Origin of the sequence: Pseudomonas sp. Root562, assembly GCF_001427125.1 — a bacterium.
Classification (GTDB): domain Bacteria; phylum Pseudomonadota; class Gammaproteobacteria; order Pseudomonadales; family Pseudomonadaceae; genus Aquipseudomonas.
In genome coordinates this window covers 225959-242310 of record NZ_LMGK01000023.1, presented here as the reverse complement: position 1 = coordinate 242310, position 16352 = coordinate 225959, and the positions used below count along the sequence as shown (strand labels likewise).

General features: G+C 59.0%; 13 protein-coding genes and 1 pseudogene. 6 read left to right on the top strand and 8 right to left on the bottom strand.

What is annotated here, in order from left to right:
- Positions 1-154 precede the first annotated feature (154 nt).
- From hemL to ASD60_RS20640, 3 genes are read right to left on the bottom strand one after another with little or no spacing between them, the layout of a single operon-like run.
- Complete coding sequence (gene hemL / locus ASD60_RS20650) at positions 155-1438, bottom strand: glutamate-1-semialdehyde 2,1-aminomutase (RefSeq protein WP_056855788.1); 1284 nt, start codon at positions 1436-1438, stop codon at positions 155-157.
- A gap of 15 nt (positions 1439-1453) precedes the next feature.
- On the bottom strand, positions 1454-2077 hold the full coding sequence (gene thiE / locus ASD60_RS20645; RefSeq protein ID WP_056855787.1) for a thiamine phosphate synthase: 624 nt from the start codon (positions 2075-2077) through the stop codon (positions 1454-1456).
- A 32-nt stretch (positions 2078-2109) separates the two neighbouring features.
- Positions 2110-2907 carry a hydroxymethylpyrimidine/phosphomethylpyrimidine kinase gene (locus ASD60_RS20640; protein WP_056855786.1) on the bottom strand — a complete coding sequence of 266 codons (798 nt, stop codon included), beginning with the start codon at positions 2905-2907 and terminating at the stop codon, positions 2110-2112.
- A 389-nt stretch (positions 2908-3296) separates the two neighbouring features.
- Between ASD60_RS20640 and ASD60_RS20635 the strand changes: the two genes are divergently transcribed.
- The 4 genes from ASD60_RS20635 (at position 3297) to ASD60_RS20620 (ending at position 9791) form a co-directional block, all read left to right on the top strand.
- Entirely contained in the window at positions 3297-5681 is a 2385-nt protein-coding gene (locus ASD60_RS20635) for a hybrid sensor histidine kinase/response regulator (RefSeq protein WP_056855785.1), read from the top strand.
- A 74-nt stretch (positions 5682-5755) separates the two neighbouring features.
- The gene (locus ASD60_RS20630) at positions 5756-7405 is read left to right on the top strand and encodes an acyl-CoA dehydrogenase family protein (RefSeq protein WP_056855784.1); all 1650 of its coding nucleotides are present in this window, start codon (positions 5756-5758) and stop codon (positions 7403-7405) included.
- Positions 7406-7583: 178 nt separating this feature from the next.
- On the top strand, positions 7584-9083 hold the full coding sequence (gene amn / locus ASD60_RS20625; protein WP_177336594.1) for an AMP nucleosidase: 1500 nt from the start codon (positions 7584-7586) through the stop codon (positions 9081-9083).
- Between the two features lie 72 nt (positions 9084-9155).
- Positions 9156-9791, top strand: a complete 636-nt coding sequence (locus ASD60_RS20620; protein WP_056855783.1) for a pseudouridine synthase — start codon at positions 9156-9158, stop codon at positions 9789-9791.
- Here ASD60_RS20620 and ASD60_RS20615 read toward each other — a convergent pair.
- Positions 9786-9995 (bottom strand): DUF2788 domain-containing protein, encoded by a 210-nt coding sequence (locus ASD60_RS20615; RefSeq protein WP_056855782.1) that lies wholly within the window; start codon positions 9993-9995, stop codon positions 9786-9788. The genes ASD60_RS20620 and ASD60_RS20615 overlap by 6 nt on opposite strands.
- Before the next feature lie 213 nt (positions 9996-10208).
- Positions 10209-10688, bottom strand: coding sequence for an Lrp/AsnC family transcriptional regulator (locus ASD60_RS20610; protein WP_056855781.1), 480 nt, complete (start codon positions 10686-10688; stop codon positions 10209-10211).
- A gap of 476 nt (positions 10689-11164) precedes the next feature.
- Between ASD60_RS20610 and ASD60_RS20605 the strand changes: the two genes are divergently transcribed.
- Positions 11165-12190 (top strand): DUF6515 family protein, encoded by a 1026-nt coding sequence (locus tag ASD60_RS20605; protein WP_056855780.1) that lies wholly within the window; start codon positions 11165-11167, stop codon positions 12188-12190.
- Here the strand turns inward: ASD60_RS20605 and ASD60_RS20600 are convergent.
- Positions 12172-13080, bottom strand: coding sequence for a cation diffusion facilitator family transporter (locus ASD60_RS20600; RefSeq protein WP_056855779.1), 909 nt, complete (start codon positions 13078-13080; stop codon positions 12172-12174). The genes ASD60_RS20605 and ASD60_RS20600 overlap by 19 nt on opposite strands.
- 29 nt (positions 13081-13109) lie before the next feature.
- Entirely contained in the window at positions 13110-13529 is a 420-nt protein-coding gene (locus ASD60_RS20595; protein ID WP_056855778.1) for a hypothetical protein, read from the bottom strand.
- Between the two features lie 109 nt (positions 13530-13638).
- Between ASD60_RS20595 and ASD60_RS20590 the strand changes: the two are divergent.
- Positions 13639-14019 (top strand): annotated as a pseudogene (locus ASD60_RS20590) (DEAD/DEAH box helicase); the annotation flags it as partial.
- Between the two features lie 204 nt (positions 14020-14223).
- Here the strand turns inward: ASD60_RS20590 and ASD60_RS20585 are convergent.
- Positions 14224-16350, bottom strand: coding sequence for an ATP-binding protein (locus tag ASD60_RS20585; protein WP_056855776.1), 2127 nt, complete (start codon positions 16348-16350; stop codon positions 14224-14226).
- Positions 16351-16352 lie beyond the last annotated feature (2 nt).

The window sequence follows — 16352 nt, the reverse complement described above, 5'->3', positions numbered from 1 at the left end:
AGCAGGGCCAACCTTACAAAGTCTTTACTCGTTTTTCTGCTGCGCGGGGAATATATCGCCCACTTGCGGGGGATTATTAGCAGATGAGCAGGCAAAAGGGCAGGAGTGCAGGTGAAAGCTGACGCCGGCATTGGCCGGCGTCAGTACGACAATGTTACTTCAACGCAGCAAATGCGCGCTCGGCGGCATCCAGTGTCAGCTTCAATTCGGTTTCGCCGTGGGCGATCGAGGTGAAGCCTGCTTCGAAGGCGCTCGGCGCCAGGTACACGCCACCTTCGAGCATCAGATGGAAGAAGCGGCCGAACAGGGCGGCGTCGCTGGCCATCACGTCATCGAAGGTCACGATGTCGTCGGCGCCGCTGAAGTACAGACCGAACATGCCACCGGCCTGGGTGGTCACGAACGGAATCCCCGCGGCATCGGCGCGCACTTGCAGGCCATCGAGCAGGCGCGTGGTGTAATCGGTCAGCTCGGCGTGGAAGCCCGGGCGGCTGATCAGGCGCAGGGTCGTCAGACCTGCCGCCATCGCCAGCGGGTTACCCGACAGCGTGCCTGCCTGGTAAACCGGGCCGAGCGGAGCAATGCGCGACATGATCTCGCGCTTGCCGCCAAAGCAACCCACGGGCATGCCGCCACCGATGATCTTGCCGAAGGTGGTCAGGTCCGGCGTCACGCCGTAGTAAGCCTGGGCACCCCCGAGGGCGACGCGGAAACCGGTCATCACTTCGTCGAAGATCAGCACTACGCCGTGCTTGTCGCACAGGCTGCGCAGGCCTTCGAGGAAGCCCGGAGCCGGAGGCACGCAATTCATGTTGCCGGCCACAGGCTCGACGATGATGCACGCCACGTCCTGGCCGACTTCGGCGAGCATGGCCTCAACGGCATCGATGTCGTTGAACGGCAGGGTCAGGGTGTGTTTGGCGAACGCTGCCGGCACACCGGCCGAGCTCGGCACGCCTTGAGTCAATGCGCCGGAACCGGCCTTGACCAGCAGGCTGTCGGAGTGGCCGTGGTAGCAGCCTTCGAATTTGATGATGCTGTCACGACCGGTAAAACCACGGGCCAGACGAATCGCACTCATGGTCGCTTCGGTGCCGGAGCTGACCATGCGCACCATTTCCATCGACGGCACAAGGGAGCAGACCAGATCAGCCATCTGGGTTTCCATCTCGGTCGGCGCGCCATAGGACAAGCCGTGCTCCAGTTGCTTGCGCACTGCGTCGAGCACGTCCGGGTGGCTGTGGCCGAGAATCATCGGCCCCCAGGAACCAACGTAATCGACATAACGCTTGTCGTCTTCATCCGTGACGTAGGCACCTTCGGCGTGTTTGAAGAACAGCGGCGTGCCGCCGACGCTCTTGAACGCGCGAACCGGCGAGTTCACGCCACCGGGAATGTGTTTCTGGGCATTGGCAAACAGGGTTTCGGAACGAGACATGTGTGGACTCTCAAATCAGATTTTCAGTAATTCATTGAATGCGCGGGCGCGGCGGGTCACTTCAGCCGTGCTTGCCGCGCCGAACAGGCCATGCACTACGGCCAGCAGATCAGCCCCGTGGGCCACCAGCGGAGCAGCGTTTTCCAGGGTGATCCCGCCGATCGCGCAGATCGGCAGATGCAGTTGCTTGCGGGCCTGGTCGAGCAGGTCGAGGCTGCAGGTCGGTGCGCCGGGTTTGGTGTTGGAGTTGAAGAAGCGGCCGAAGGCGACGTAACTGGCGCCCTCTTTTGTGGCTTGCTCGGCCAATTCGATTTGCGCGTGACAGGTCGAGCCGATGATCGCTTTGGAGCCGAGCAATGCGCGGGTCGGCGACAACGGGCCATCGGTCTGGCCCAGATGCACGCCGACGTTCAGGCGAGCGGCCAGTTCGGCATCGTCATTGATGATCAGCCGGGTCTTGTAGCGTTCGCACAGGCTGCGCAAGGCTTCAGCCTCGCGCAGGCGGCGGGCCTCGTCGTTGCTCTTGTCGCGGTACTGCAGCAAGGTGACGCCGCCTTCCAGCGCCGCCTCCACGTACTCAAGCAATTTACCGCGCAGAAGATCGCTGTCGGTAATGGCGTACAGGCCACGTAGTTTCATCAGGCAAGCCTCAGCGCAGTACTCATTGAAAGTTACGAACAAAAATCCAGGGGCAAGCGACGCGGCACAAACTGTCCTTTGCCCAACTGCTCGGCATCACGCAGGGTGCGCCATGTGTAGTTAAGCGCGGTCTGTACGGCACTCGCGAGGTTTTCGCCCTGCGCCAGACGACCGGCAAGGGCGCTGGCCAGGGTGCAGCCGGAACCGTGATAACTGCCCGGCAGACGCTGGCAGGTGTAGGTTTCGCGCAGACCGTCGCGGGTGTACAGGCGATTGTGGATTTCAGTTTCGTCGCCATGACCGCCGGTGATCAGCAGGTGTTTGACGAACGGCAGCAATTTCTCAGCGCACTGGTCCGCGGTGCCTTCAGGCAGTTCGGCGAGGATGCGGGCTTCGGGAAGGTTAGGGGTGGCGATGATCGACAGCGGCAGCAGGCGTTCGCGCATGGCGTAGCCGACTTCATCCTTGCCCAGTCGTCCGCCGCCGCCGGCGCGCAACACCGGGTCGCAGACCACTGGCAGGTGCGGGTGCGCTGAAAGCAGTTCGACCACGGTGTCGACCATTTCCAGGGAACCGAGCATGCCCAGTTTGACGGCCGCCACTTCGGAGTCGTTGAGCACGGCATTGGCCTGGGCCAATACCCACTCACGGTCGAGGACGCGGAAATCAGTGACATTGACGGTGTCTTGCACGGTCAGGGCGGTGACGGCCGGAGCCGCATGGCAACCCTGAGCGAGCAGGGCTTCGATATCTGCCTGCAAGCCGGCGCCACCACTTGGGTCGTGGCCGGAGAGACAGAGGACAACGGGGCGAGAGCTGTAGATATTCATGGTGCGCGAGCTTACCACCAAACATCTTTTTTCGGGTGTGGCGACATAATCTGCCGAGAGCGCTTGCTCTCGCTCGGCTGCGCAGCCGTCGTAGTGTTGTGCGATAGGGTGTCGCTGGCAGAATATTTCAGGGCTGCTTCGCAGCCCAGCGGGAGCAAGCTCCCTAGTCACAAATAGGTATCTGACCAAGTCAACAGCTCTATCTCAACAATCTTCGCTGGAACGCCCGTTCTAGAGCCTTTGCAGGAAATATTTCTGTAGTGCTCAAAGGCCATCAGCGGCTATGCTAGAGTGGATCCAAACAAATAACAGGCAACACCGGTTTTACGTCTACTCAAAAGGAATGGGGGGCTTCCTGACAGAACCGGACAGGCCACGCTGGGGCATAAATGCGCTATTTGCTGATGTTGCTGTTGTGTTTGCCCATTTTGGCGAACGCCGTCGAATTCGATGAGTTCACTCAAAGCCTTCCCCTGGGCCAATCCCTGCAAGTGTTTGAAGACGCGGACGGTCAGGCGAGCATTGCCCAGGTGCGCGCGCAAGCGGCGGCCGGCCACTTCCAGCCTCATGACAAAACTACGCTCAATGCCGGTTATTCGCGCTCGGTGTTCTGGCTGAAGATCGACCTGCAATACCGTCCGAGCAACCCGTCGGCGCAACGTACCTGGCTGCTGGAACTGGCCTATCCACCCCTCGATCACCTCGATCTGTATTTGCCCGATGCTGCCGGCGACTATCAGTTGGTCAGGCAGACGGGCGATGCCTTGCCGTTCTCCACTCGTGAGGTTCGCCAGAACAACTACCTGTTCAACCTGGACTTCACTCCCGGCCAGACGCAAACCGTTTACCTGCGCCTGCAAAGCCAGGGTTCGATCCAGGCGCCGGTCACGTTGTGGTCGAGCACCGCCTACCTCGAAGAGCAGCCTGTGCGACTTTATGTGCTGGGGCTGATTTACGGCGTGTTGCTGGGCATGCTGGTCTACAACCTGTTCATTTACCTCAGCGTGCGTGACACCAGTTACCTCTACTACATCTTCTATATCGCTTCGTTCGGCCTCTATCAGTTGTCGGTGAATGGCGCGGCTGTGCAGTATTTCTGGCCAGACAATCCCTGGTGGGCGAATGCCGCGACGCCGTTTTTCATTGGCTGCGCGGGGTTGTTCGGCAGTCAATTCGCGCGCAGTTTCCTGCAGACAGCCACCCACAGCCGCTGGCTTGACCGCATGCTGCTGGCGTTGGTGGCGTTCAGTGCGCTGGTGGTCGGGTTGTCGCTGATGACCAGTTACGCCCTGGCCCTGCGTCTGGCCACAGCGCTGGCATTGACCTTCACCGTCGTCATCTTCGCCGCAGGAATATTTGCCTGGCTGCGCGGGTTGCGGGTGGCGCGGTACTTCATCATTGCCTGGTCGGCATTTTTGCTCGGCGGTATCGTCAATACGATGATGGTGCTGGGGTATCTGCCGAACGTGTTCCTGACCATGTATTCCAGCCAGATCGGCTCTGCCATCGAGGTGGCGCTTTTGTCTCTGGCCCTGGCAGACCGCATCAACGCCATGCGCGAACAGCAGGCGCAAACCCTGTTAGACGCGGGGCAAAAGCTTGAAGTGCTCAACCAGCAATTGGCTCACAGCAACAAGCTCAAGGACGAATTCCTCGCGACCTTGACCCACGAGTTGCGCACGCCGATGAATGGCGTGATCGGTTCGCTGGAGTTGATGCAAACCGTCGAGATGGACCCGGAGCTGGAGCAGTATCAGCAAACCGCTTCCGGGTCGGCGCGCGAAATGATGCGCATGGTCAACGGCATCCTGACCCTGACCGAGTTGCAGGCCGGCAAGCTCAAGGCGACGCCGTCGACCTTCAGTTTGCGCGGCGTGGTCGAGGCGTTGCGTGTGCAGTTCGAGGGCAACGCGTCGAGCAAGTCGCTGGACTTCAAGGTCGATGTGGCGCCCGGTGTGCCTGATCGTTTGCACGGTGACAGCGCCAAGCTGGCGCAATGCCTGGAATGCCTGCTGGATAACGCCATCAAGTTCACCCGGGTGGGCGGGCTGGCATTGCGGGTATCCGGGAAGACGGTCAAGCCCGAACGGTTGGCGTTGTCGTTTGCGGTGATCGACACCGGTATCGGTTTCACCGATCTGGGTGAGGCGACGATGTACCAGCGCTTTTTCCAGCTCGACGGATCGATGACCCGTGAATACGGTGGTCTCGGGGTCGGCCTGGCGATCTGTCGGCAACTGGTCGAATTGCTTGGCGGTCGACTGACTCACCGTTCGGAGCCGGGGCGTGGCAGTCGCTTCCAGCTCGATGTCGAGTTCGAAGTGCCGGCGACAGAGCGTCCTTCAACACCTGCCAAGGCCCCGGATCTTGCGCGTCTGCGGCTGCCGCAGGACTGCACGGTGCTGTTGGTCGATCACAACCACGTCAATCAACTGGTGATGCGTGGCATGTTGCTCAAGCTCGGATTTCGGGTGCGCACCGCAGACAGCGGCAGCTCCGCGCTGGATTTTCTGCAACGAGAAACCGTTGATGCCGTGTTGCTCGATCATGAGTTGCAGCCGATGGACGGCGTATCTGTCTGCTGCCAGATCCGCGCTTTGCCGGGTTGCTCGCAGTTGCCGGTTTTCCTGATTGCCCAAGGTGTGGATCGCGAGCGTTGCCCGACCGGTGCGTTGATTGATTACCTGAGCAAACCGGTGAAATTCGAAGACTTGCAGGTGGCGCTCTACCGCCGGGTGCTCTGTTCGCAACAGGGCGAAAGCGCCGACAGTTAGGCAGATATGACACTTTTTTCAGCCGGGGGGCGGTGCTTAACTGAAATCCCTTGGCTGACCAAAAGAGCCCTGTCATGAACCTGCATCAGTTCGCCGAAACCCACGAAGTCACCAACCAGCCGCCGTCATTGGACGGTGCCAATCTGTATCGCATCGACTTGCCGTTACAGGAGTGGTCGCGGCGTTTCGGTGCCGGTTGGGCCGAGTCGCGTATCGATGCGTACGGTGCACTGGCCGGTGGACCATTGATGGAAGCGGGGTTCCTGGCGAATCAGAACAAGCCACTGTTCAACAGTCATGATCGATACGGGCACCGCATCGATCTGGTGGAGTTCCACCCGGCTTACCACCAACTGATGCGCACGGCTGTCGAGCATGGCTTGACCTCATTGCCTTGGGCGCATCCACAGTCCGGCGCCCATGTGGCCCGCGCTTCCATGACGTATCTGCACAGTCAGGCCGAAGCCGGCAGCGGCTGCCCGCTGACCATGACATTCGCCAGTGTTCCGGCGCTGCGCCTACAGCCGGACTTGGCGGAAAAATGGCTGCCCAAGGTTCTGGCCACCGAATACGATCCGCGCAACGTCGGCATGGCCCACAAGGCCGGTGTCACCATCGGCATGGCCATGACCGAGAAACAGGGTGGCACCGATGTGCGCGCCAACACCACCAAAGCCTATCCGGTGGGCGCCAGTGGCCCGGGGCAGGCTTACGAACTGGTGGGGCACAAGTGGTTTTGCTCGGCGCCAATGTGCGATGCCTTCCTGACCCTGGCACAAACGGACAAGGGCCTGACCTGTTTCCTGCTGCCGCGCCATCGCCCGGACGACACGCGCAATCAGTTCTACATCCAGCGTTTGAAAAACAAGCTCGGCAACTGCTCCAACGCGTCCAGCGAGGTGGAATTCCGTGGCGCCCTGGCGTGGATGGTCGGCGAAGAGGGCCGTGGCGTGCCGACGATCATCGAAATGGTTGCCATGACCCGGTTCGATTGCATGGTCGGTTCCAGCGCCTTGATGCGCCAGGCACTGACCCAGGCCAGTCATCACTGCGCTCACCGCTCGGTGGGCGGCAAGCTGCTCAGTGAGCAGCCGTTGATGCAAAACGTGCTGGCCGATTTGGCGCTGGAGAGCGAAGCGGCGCTGGCGTTGAGTTTGCGCATGGGCCGGGCGCTGGATCATCTGAATGATTCCCGGGAAGCCAAATTCGCTCGGCTGGTGACGGCCGTGGGCAAGTACTGGATCTGCAAGCGCGCGCCGGCCATGATCAACGAAGCCGCCGAATGCATGGGCGGTGCCGGTTATGTCGAGGACAGTATCTTGCCGCGCCTCTACCGCGAGGCGCCGGTCAATTCGACGTGGGAAGGCTCCGGTAACGTGCAGTGCCTTGACGTTTTGCGGGCGTTGTCGAAAGAGCCGGGTGTGCTGGATGCGTTGTTCAGCGAATTGGGCGATGGGCATGGTGACAAGCGTCTGGCTGCACACATTGATCAATTGCAGACGGCGTTCAAGGACACCAGCGACATTCAGTATCGTGCCCGGCAGTTGACCGAGGACATCGCGCTGGGATTACAGGCCAAATTGTTGCTGGAGGCGGGGAATTCGGCGGTCAGTGATGCGTTCATCGCCAGTCGCCTGAGTGGCGGTGGTCGGGTGTACGGCGCGCTGCCGCGAGGTCTGGATGTGGAGGCCATTGTCGCCCGCTCGACTCCACAGAATTACTAATCCCAACACCCCTCCTGTGGGAGCGGGCTTGCCCGCGATAGCGGTCTATCAGCCAACATTCCTGTTGAATGATAAATAGCAATCGCGGGCAAGCCCGCTCCCACAGGTTTTTTGTGTCTTTGGAAATTGTTGTGCAGCCAACACGCCACTGTTCCCGTGAAGCGACGATGCAGGCAAGATGAAGGTCTGCAAGTCAGAACACAGGATGCTGATCGTGACCGAAGCTTTTATTGTCGTTCAAACCGCCGAGCAAGCCGTGGATCGGCTTGCGCTTTTGCACAATCGTGCAACCACCGCGCTGAACCAGGCGCTCAAGCGTTATCTCAAGGATCGCGTCGAGCCCGATGCCGAGCAGCGTGCCCTGTTCCGTTATCCCGAATTACGCCTGACCTACCATTGCCAGGGCGAAGTCCCGCAGACCACCCGCGCCTACGCCAAGGTGCAATTGCCAGGCACCTACAGCGTTACCGTCACCCATCCGTCGGCGTTCCGAAAGTACCTGCTGGAACAACTGGTCCCGTTGATGCACGACTTCACCGTGACCGTCGAAGTCGGGGTCAGCGAGCAGAACATTCCTTATCCGTACGTGGTCGAGCAGGGCGATGAGCTGGCCGGTTCCGGCGTGACCGCTGCCGTGCTGGCGCGAGTGTTCCCAAGCACCGATCTGTCGGCCGCCACTGATGGCATTGCCGACGGCCTGTACGACTGGGAAAACACCCATCCGCTGCCGCTGGCCCTGTTCGACGCGGCGCGGGTGGATTTTTCCTTGCGCCGCCTGGTGCATTACACCGGCAGCGACTGGCGTCATGTGCAGCCGTGGATCCTGCTGACCAACTACCACCGTTATGTCGACCAGTTCATCGTCCATGGCCTGGAGCAGTTGCGCAACGATCCGCGTTTTGTGCGCATGGTATTGCCGGGCAACGTGATCATCGAAAAAAGCATGGACCACGGTGAAGCCTCGGCGATTGCTGCCGGCGTGGTCTGGCACCGTTACCAGATGCCGGCCTATCACCTGATCGCCAGCGACGGCCACGGCGTGACGCTGGTGAATATCGGTGTCGGCCCGTCCAACGCCAAGAACATCACCGACCACCTGGCCGTGCTGCGTCCGCATTGCTGGCTGATGATCGGCCATTGCGGCGGCTTGCGTCAGTCGCAGACGATCGGCGATTACGTGCTGGCCCACGCTTACATGCGCCGCGACGGGATTCTCGATCGCGTCGTGCCGCCGAACATTCCGATCCCGGCCCTGGCGGAAGTACAGATGGCCTTGCAACAAGCGGCGGCGAACATCACCGGCGAGAAGGGTGACGAGCTGAAAAAACGCCTGCGCACCGGCACCGTGTTGACCTACGACGACCGCAACTGGGAGTTGCGCTGGGCGCAGGAGCGGCCGCTGATCAACTTGTCCCGCGCCGTGGCGGTGGACATGGAAAGCGGCACCATCGCCGCTCAGGGTTATCGCTTGCGGGTGCCTTATGGCACGTTGCTCTGCGTCTCGGACAAACCCCTGCATAGCGAGATCAAGTTGCCAGGCTCGGCCAACGCCTTCTATGAACGCGCAGTCAGCCAGCACTTGAAGATCGGCATTGAAGCAGTCGATCTATTACGCACCGAACTCAACTCGCTGCACTCGCGCAAACTGCGCAGCTTCGACGAGCCGCCGTTCCGCTAACGGTTGGTCATGGTCATTTGGCGGTCAGGCCACTAGCATAGTGGGCCCTGACCGTTAGATGTTCTCTTCGCCATGTCTCGTCCACCACGCCCCGTTTCCCGCCGCCCTGGCGCGCAGCCTTCGTCTTCAGCCCCGCGCCGTGTCGCCAAGGCGCCACCCGCCGAACCGAAGCTGATCCTGTTCAACAAACCGTTCGATGTGCTGACGCAATTCAGCGACGGCGAAGGGCGCGCGACACTCAAGGATTACATCGATATCCCCGGGATTTACCCGGCAGGGCGACTCGACCGCGACAGCGAAGGGTTGTTGCTGTTGACCAATGACGGCCAGCTTCAGGCACGGATCGCCGACCCGAAACACAAACTGGCCAAGACTTACTGGGTGCAGGTCGAGGGCGAGCCGAGCGCCGAGCAGTTGCAGCGCTTGCGTGACGGCGTTGAATTGAACGACGGCATGACCTTGCCCGCCGAGGCGCGGCAACTGGATGAGCCTGAGCTGTGGCCGCGCAACCCGCCGGTACGCTTTCGCAAAAGCGTGCCGACCCATTGGCTGGAGTTGGTGATTCGCGAAGGTCGCAACCGTCAGGTGAGGCGCATGACGGCAGCGGTCGGCTTGCCGACGTTGCGGCTGGTTCGGGTCAGGATCGGTGACTGGACGATCCAGGGGCTCGATCAGGGCCAGTGGAAGGAAGTGCCGGCGCGTTTATAAGGTGCCGGATTCGATCATGCCGATCACTACACTCTTGATCACGAACGCGGCCACGCCCAGGCCCAGCACGAAGAACAGGATGAACGAGCCGAAACGCCCGGCCTTGGATTTCTTCGCCAGATCCCAGACGATGAAACCCATGAAAATGATCAGGATGCTGACCAGTCCGGTCATCATCCACTCTTCGAATACTGCAGGATCCATCGAACTTCTCCAGCGCGGGCGAGGCTAAAAGGGCGCGGGGAGTATACGCCCGGCAGGCGGCGTGCAGTATGGGCCTGCGGCGGTGTGTCGCAGCTATTCATCGCCCGGCCCGGCCCCATCGCTGGCGAGCCAGCTCCCACAGTGCTTTGTGTTGATCACAATATTTTGTCCAACACAAAACCTGTGGGAGCTGGCTTGCCAGCGATTGCGTAATTAGCTACGCAGATGAGTCAAAGGCAGTTCAGTGCTGTTCAACACCTGATTCAGCACGAAACTCGAGCGCACACTGGTCACGCCTTCAATCCGGGTCAAGTGACCGAGCAGCAGTTTCTGATAGTGATCCATGTCCGGCACTACCACCTTGAGCTGATAGTCGGCATCCATACCGGTCACCAGGCTGCATTCCAGCACCTGGGGCAAGGTGCGAATGGCCTGTTCGAAATTTTCGAAGCGCTCCGGCGTATGGCGGTCCATGCCGATCAGCACGTATGCCGTCAGGCTCAGGCCGAGCATCTTGCGGTCGAGCAGGGCGACCTGGCGGGAGATGTAGCCGTCGTCTTCCAGTTGCTTGACCCGACGCGAGCAGGGTGAAGGTGACAGGCCGATGCGTTCGGCCAGCTCCTGATTGGAGATGCGCGCATCGCGCTGCAATTCAGCCAAAATGCTCAGGTCGTAACGGTCGAGTTTGCTCATCAAACGATCCCTTGTCGTATCTATTGCGGCAGATTATCTATCCAGGGTTAAAAATTGCGCAAGTGATGTTTATTTCAGCAATCTTCGCAATCCTCTGCCGGCGCCACGAGCCTATTCTTATCACCAGAATCACTGCTCGGACAAACAGTCCAGTGCGACTCGCCCAATCAGGCCAGTCGCGGCCGCCACCCCCCACCGGGGATGCGCAGGCCTCCGAGCTACACACTGTCCAGAAGACGGCGTGAGGTGAGCCGACGTCAAAAGCGTCGAGCACGGACAAAGTTCTCAAGGGGAGGCCGACGGGTCTCCCCTTTTTCTTGCCTGAAATTTGCCGCCCGGGCCTCAATAAATAAGTTTCGCGACTGATAACCTGTTGCAGAACCGGCCTGTGCATTTCCAGTCTTACGTGCAGGAGCGAGCAGACTCGCTCCTGCAGAATCCGTCCCCGACAGCCATTATCTGCAGTGAGGAATAGCATGAAGTCGCGCATCTGGCGTTTGGCCGGTGTTGGTTTGCTGTGTGTCAGTGTCACTGCGCAATCGCTGGCCGATGAGCCGCAGAACCGTGGCCCCGACGGCGGGCAACGCGGCGACGGCGGTCGTCAGGGCAACAATAATCCGGGACATGGCGCTAGCAATCAGCCGCGCCCGCAGAATAACGAGATCATTCGTGGCGACAACAGTCGCCAGTTCGAGCCTAACGGCCAGAATCAACCTCAGAACAACGGCCAATGGCAGAACCGTCCACCACCTGACTACAACAGCCGTGTGCGCTCGCCGCCGCCACCGCCGCAACTGCCGGCCAACGACTTGCCGATTCAGCCTCGGCCCGACACCGTGCAGCAAACCCAGGAACCGCGCCGTGGATACTACAAGGATGAACCGCGGCGCAATGACCCGAACCCGCATTGGAATGGCTACATCGGCGCACCGTCCAATGGCAGCAGCCAGTGGCAAGGTCGTCCGAGCGGTCACGGCAATGGCTGGGGACCTGGCCCGCAGTATCGGCCGGGGCATGTGATCGACCGCTTCCCGGATCGTGACTACCGGGTGCCCTATGGCGGTCGTGATTATTTCTATTCCGGCGGCTACTGGTATCGCCCGCAAGGCCCGCGCTATGTGGTGGTCCAGCCGCCACGCGGGATACGCATCCAGTATTTACCCGACTATGCCCGTGAAGTCTGGATCGGCGGTTCGCTGTTGTTCCTGGCGGCTGGCTCTTACTACGCCTATCAGGAAAGCACGCGGGATTACGTGGTGGTCGAGCCGCCCGGACAACCGCTGGCGACCGGCAATGGCTATGACGTGGAGGCTTACCCGGCCAACGGTCAGTCGCCGGAGCAGGTCAATCAGGACGGCTACGACTGCTATCGCTGGGCGGTGGAACAAAGTGGTTTCGACCCGCGCGTCGACACCTATCAACCGGACCCGACCGTGGTGCAAACGTACCGGCAGGCCCAGGGCGGGTGTCTGAGCAGTCGCGGTTATCGAGTGACGTTCTGAGCCCGGGCGGCATTGACCACTTCCTGCGGGTCGGCGTGCACCAGCACTTCGGCTCGAGGATAAGCGGCGTGAATCGCATCAGCGGCCTGATCGCTGATGCCATGGGCAACTGACAGGGTCAGTTCTCCCGGCAATTCCAGATGCAGTTGCACAAACCATTGGTTGCCGGAAATCCGTGTGCGCAGGTCATGGGCGCCCAACACCCCGGGCACGCTGCAGGCCAGTTCGAGCATGTGCTGGCTGACATCCGGCGGCAGTTCTTCATCCATCAATACCGCAAAACTTTCCCGGGCGATCTGCACCGCGCTCCAGAAGATGTACGCGGCAATTCCCAGGCCGAACCAGGGGTCGACCTGATGCCAGCCAAACCCGGCCAGCATCAGTGCGACCAGAATGCTGCCGTTGAGCAACAAATCCGAACGGTAGTGCAAAGAATCGGCGCGCACCGCGTTGGAGCCGGTGGCCTTGACCACCCGATGCTGCAACATCAACAGCGCCAGGGTCATCACAAGCGAAAAGACAATCACACCAATGCTGATCCACGGTGCGCCCACCGGTTCCGGATGCTTGAGCCGCTCGAACGCCTGCAACGCAATCAGCACCGCGCTACCGCCAATGAACAACGCCTGCGCCATACCCGCCAGCGACTCGGCCTTGCCATGCCCGTAGCGATGATCGTCGTCGGCCGGGCGCAAGGCGTAGTGCACGGCCAGCAGGTTGAGCAGCGAAGTCACGCCGTCGAGTGCCGAGTCGGTGAGCCCGGCGAGCATGCTCACCGAGCCGCTCAACCACCAGGCGATGGCTTTGGCGATGATCAGCGAGCAGGCCACCGCCACCGAGGCACGGGTCGCCAGCCGCAGCAGGCGGGCGTGTTCGGAGCTGGAGATCATGAGTGCGGCTATTCCTTCATGGGCACCGCTTACGCGGCGGGTTGCAGACCGAGCAGTGCCAATTGCTGAGTGCTGCCCTTGTGCTGGATCAGGCGTGGATCGTCCAGCGGGAAATGGCGGCCGGTTTCACGTTCCAGAATAGTCTGCAACTTGAGGTTATCGACCTTGCCGTCGGCGCCGATGGCTTCCTTGAGTTTTTCCGGGGCGACTTGCGCGGTTTCTCCCGGTGCGTAGTAAATCGCGCCGGTGGCGAAGTCCACGGCAAACGCGATCAGGCCAGGCACGATGTAGAACAGCAGGCCCACGGCATCAAGCACGGCAATGGCCGGGTCGATCTTGCCGTCGATCTGGCCACGGCGGTCCGGGTAGAAAATCGAACCGCAAGCGGTGACTTGAGTCAGTAGCGTCGCGACCAGAACACCGCCGATCAGGCGAAAGGGAACACGCATATGAAATCTCCTGAGTTATCTCAAAACGAAACGTCGTCGATATGAATTAGGACCCTGACAAACGCCCGGCAGTTCGCCGTTATACTCGTGCCTCTGTTTTGGAGCCAGCATGATTTCTTTGCCGATTGATGAAGTTTTACCCGCCCTGCGTGAAGCCTTGGCCAAGCGCCACGAAGCCGTGCTCGAAGCACCGCCCGGCGCCGGTAAAACCACCCGCGTGCCTTTGGCCTTGCTCAATGAACCGTGGCTGGCGGGGCAGACCATCCTGATGCTTGAGCCACGTCGACTGGCGGCGCGGGCGGCGGCGGAGCGGTTGGCCAGTGAGCTGGGTGAGAAGGTCGGCGAAACCGTGGGTTATCGCATTCGGCTCGACAGCAAGGTGGGCCCGAAGACCCGCATCGAAGTGGTCACCGAAGGCATCCTCACCCGGCGCTTGCAGGATGATCCGGCGTTGGAAGGCGTGGGCTTGCTGATCTTCGATGAATTTCACGTTTTGCCATTTACACAAAAATAACCTGGAATCTTGTCAATCTGAGGTCTGCTTGCCCCCTATCATCCAGATCCGTAGCTCAATGCTCCTGGCACCCTCTTCCCTTTTCTTGTGACGCCCTATCCAGCTACAGCTGCGCCTTCCCATGGGGAGTGAGGAGGCGTGGTTGATACCTCGCCCCACCAAACCCGTCCTCCCAAAACCTCAGATACCCAGATCATCAGTAACGGGAGAAATAGACTTGTCTCCGAGCTGTATAAGCTTGAACTGGACGTTGGAAGTTGCCTCTTTGTAGGTCGCTTCGCTGTCATCAAAAGAGGCTGCCACGATGCTCTGTAGCCCCGTCTCCGATGAAAGCAATTGGAACAACGCCTGTTGGCTTTTGGTGGCCATCGAATGCTGTCCAGGCTCGTCCAGCAGCAGTATTCCTAGGTGATTACCGTTGACTGTTGGGTGAGCAGATGTCTGATAGATGGAGAGCAAATAGCTCCATATGAGCCGCACAAAGTCACTAGCACTGGACTCCCGAGCGATATTGCCTTTCCCTTTGGGCGCGTCATCACTTCTGGCAACTACTGGAGTAGTTGAGGCTACAGATGCAGACGTTACACTCCGCTCGTTGATCTCTCTGAGCTCGATCTTGGCCAAGTACGGCAGTAGGTTTTCCTTATTGAACTCGATGTCTTCGATCGCCGCGCTGTGGTAATCGAAGGCACTAATATTGGCGCGAAACATTTTTTCGAACAGCCGATATTTGGCGAAGTCGGAGTCTGAGTAATGGGTGCGAGGCATCTGCGCGCGGCTTTTCTGGTTCTCGTGGAATCGGTTTGCTAGCTGTTCGAAGGCGTCCAGTACCTGATCCGAGTACGCTTCGAATTTGGACAGCTCTTCGAGCTCCATCTCGATCTGCAGTTGCAGTCTGATGCCTGATTTTGATACGGAGGAGTTGGAGGTCAGATCTGAGCGCAAAGCTCTCAGTGCAGACTTGGTGGCTGCAATGTTTTTAGCCAACTGATCTTTAAGTGCCTCAGCTTCCTTGATCGACTGATCGATACCGCCTCGCTCGCGTTCGAGCATTCTGAGTTGAGCGCTCAGATAGTCAATGTTGGTGCCGATGTCCATGTGAGGTGTGCTCTCATGCAGATCGACAAGAGAGTGTCCTATTGCTTGATGGCATGCAGGGCAAGAGTTTTCTGCGGTGGACAAACTGAGCGAAGCGCCGAACTTGATGAGCTTCTGCGCGGCCTGGTTTTTAGTCAACTCGTCTCGGGCTTGCTTTGTGTTTAACCTATTGCTGGTAGTGTTTACACGCAGCAATGCAAGGTTGCCTAAACAGGTCTCGTAAGCGACCGTGAAGCGTTCGAGTTCGCTAGTGTGTTTGTCTATGGATTGTGTTAATTCTTGGGTTGGCGCTTCACCCTGTTGGGTCAATTTCAGTCCGATGATTTCATGCTCGCCGACCTTGCGTGCTCGATACTCCGATATGCTTTCAGTTATGCCTTCAGTCGTTTTGTGGAAGGCAACAAGTTCGGCCTTAAAGTCGGGATTTGGGTTTTTTGAAATGTCGGAGAACTGTAAACCTTGCTTTAGTGTTTCGGTGACAAGCGTTCGATAAGAAATTTGCCATTCTTCGTGGATCGACTTCGCCTCTTGATCCAGGATGTCACGCTTTGCATCTGTTTCGAAGACGTCAGTGCCTACGAGGAAGTCGACAATTTTAATCCGTGCATCTCGTATCCCAAAGTAGGGCAGGTTGGCAATGTAGTCCGTCCACCCACGTTTTTGCTCTACCATCATTGCAGCAAAGACGTACTGTAAATAAAGCTTTTCGGGTTTGCCATTGGTTTTAGGTACTAATGGCAGCGTCAAACCTAGGAATTTTTCGAAGTAGGTGTAGAAGCCTTCCTCAATTTTCGCGCTGCCACCATCATGAAGAAACTTGTAGAGAGTGGGAGCGGTCTGTCTCTCAGTCAGGCCTGAGCATTCCTGTATTTGTATAAGCTTTGTGCTAAGTCCGTCTTCTTTGACACTTCGAGTGGCAGTAATTGTTTTGCCTTTGTTCTCAATTTCAATTGTTACTTTGGATGAGCGGATAGCATGTTTGATGTTCTCATGCTCAAGGTGATCTTTTAGGGCGTAAGTCAGCGCATTTTCATTCTGGGCACCTAATAATTCTTCCATGCCGATAGCATACATGATCGCATGTACAATTGTACTTTTACCGGCGGAATTACGGCCCCTAATAATATTAAGGTTTCGATTAAAAGTAGTGAAAAATCCAAACGGGCCGCTAGTTGTCTGGATATCAATCTTGATCGCCTTGATGTACATAA

Bases quoted from the DNA above. Each gene is read 5' to 3' on its own strand.
- thiE (WP_056855787.1), bottom strand. From the start codon at position 2,077: ATGAAACTACGTGGCCTGTACGCCATTACCGACAGCGATCTTCTGCGC.
- ASD60_RS20595 (WP_056855778.1), bottom strand. From the start codon at position 13,529: ATGCGTGTTCCCTTTCGCCTGATCGGCGGTGTTCTGGTCGCGACGCTA.
- ASD60_RS20615 (WP_056855782.1), bottom strand. From the start codon at position 9,995: ATGGATCCTGCAGTATTCGAAGAGTGGATGATGACCGGACTGGTCAGC.
- ASD60_RS20630 (WP_056855784.1), top strand. From the start codon at position 5,756: ATGAACCTGCATCAGTTCGCCGAAACCCACGAAGTCACCAACCAGCCG.
- ASD60_RS20620 (WP_056855783.1), top strand. From the start codon at position 9,156: ATGTCTCGTCCACCACGCCCCGTTTCCCGCCGCCCTGGCGCGCAGCCT.
- ASD60_RS20635 (WP_056855785.1), top strand. From the start codon at position 3,297: ATGCGCTATTTGCTGATGTTGCTGTTGTGTTTGCCCATTTTGGCGAAC.
- ASD60_RS20605 (WP_056855780.1), top strand. From the start codon at position 11,165: ATGAAGTCGCGCATCTGGCGTTTGGCCGGTGTTGGTTTGCTGTGTGTC.
- hemL (WP_056855788.1), bottom strand. From the start codon at position 1,438: ATGTCTCGTTCCGAAACCCTGTTTGCCAATGCCCAGAAACACATTCCC.
- ASD60_RS20600 (WP_056855779.1), bottom strand. From the start codon at position 13,080: ATGATCTCCAGCTCCGAACACGCCCGCCTGCTGCGGCTGGCGACCCGT.
- ASD60_RS20610 (WP_056855781.1), bottom strand. From the start codon at position 10,688: ATGAGCAAACTCGACCGTTACGACCTGAGCATTTTGGCTGAATTGCAG.
- ASD60_RS20585 (WP_056855776.1), bottom strand. From the start codon at position 16,350: ATGTACATCAAGGCGATCAAGATTGATATCCAGACAACTAGCGGCCCG.
- ASD60_RS20640 (WP_056855786.1), bottom strand. From the start codon at position 2,907: ATGAATATCTACAGCTCTCGCCCCGTTGTCCTCTGTCTCTCCGGCCAC.
- amn (WP_177336594.1), top strand. From the start codon at position 7,584: ATGAAGGTCTGCAAGTCAGAACACAGGATGCTGATCGTGACCGAAGCT.